Annotated in this window: 1 protein-coding gene; it reads left to right on the top strand. The window is 64.0% G+C overall.

Translation table 11 applies throughout. From position 1 onward, the window contains the following. The coding region (locus AB0N75_RS18365) for a hypothetical protein (RefSeq protein ID WP_364652382.1) at window positions 1-966 on the top strand (966 nt) is incomplete at its 5' end. Between the last annotated feature and the right edge of the window lie 164 nt (window positions 967-1,130).

The following is a 1,130-nucleotide window of genomic DNA, read 5'->3' as shown; positions in this document are numbered from 1 at the left end:
GTCAGAGAAGTCACGACGCTCACCACGATCCTGACGCGGCCGGTCACTCTGCGGACGACGGTCCCCAAAGTCACGACGCTCACCACGATCCTGACGCGGCCGGTCACTCTGCGGACGACGGTCCCCAAAGTCGCGACGCTCACCACGATCCTGACGCGGCCGGTCAGAGAAGTCACGACGCTCACCACGATCCTGACGCGGCCGATCACCCTGCGGACGACGATCCCCAAAGTCGCGACGCTCACCACGATCCTGACGCGGCCGGTCAGAGAAGTCACGACGCTCACCACGATCCTGACGCGGCCGGTCAGAGAAGTCACGACGCTCACCACGATCCTGACGCGGCCGATCACCCTGCGGACGACGATCCCCAAAGTCACGACGCTCACCACGATCCTGACGCGGCCGGTCACCCTGCGGACGACGGTCCCCAAAGTCGCGACGCTCACCACGGTCCTGACGCGGCCGGTCAGAGAAGTCACGACGCTCACCACGATCCTGACGCGGCCGATCACCCTGCGGACGACGATCCCCAAAGTCGCGACGCTCACCACGATCCTGACGCGGCCGGTCACCCTGCGGACGACGATCCCCAAAGTCGCGACGCTCACCACGATCCTGACGCGGCCGGTCAGAGAAGTCACGCCGCTCACCACGGTCCTGACGAGGGCGATCGCCCTGCGGACGGTAACCACCGTCGTTGCTCGACCGGCTACTACGATTCTCATAGTCGGGGCGCTTCCGCTGCCCGCTCTCGCTCGGGCGGTCAGCATCCGACCGGTTGCCGTAGTTGCCTCGGCCTGCACCCCTGTCGTCTCGTCCTTCACGACCCCGGAAATCAGCCATGCCGGAACTCCTCTCAGTGCGGGCCAGGTCGATCGAACCAACCGCAGCCATCAAAAATCTCTATATACGTTGTCTTGTTTCGGGCGCAGATTTTCGTGGCGCGCCATCGATCCATTCTAGTGCAGTCAACGGTTCACCATCTTGCTGTCGGCCGAAGCCTGCCTGTGACTCCACTAACGAATCGAGATCGTTAACGAAGGGAAGGCCCCGCCGTCGTTGGCGGGGCCTTCCCTTGTAAAGAATGTCCGGCGGTGACCTACTCTCCCACACCCTCCCGAGTGCAG

The sequence above is a fragment of the Arthrobacter sp. NPDC089319 genome (assembly GCF_040684925.1).
Taxonomy (GTDB): domain Bacteria; phylum Actinomycetota; class Actinomycetes; order Actinomycetales; family Micrococcaceae; genus Crystallibacter.
This window is presented reverse-complemented; position numbering and strand designations above follow the sequence as displayed.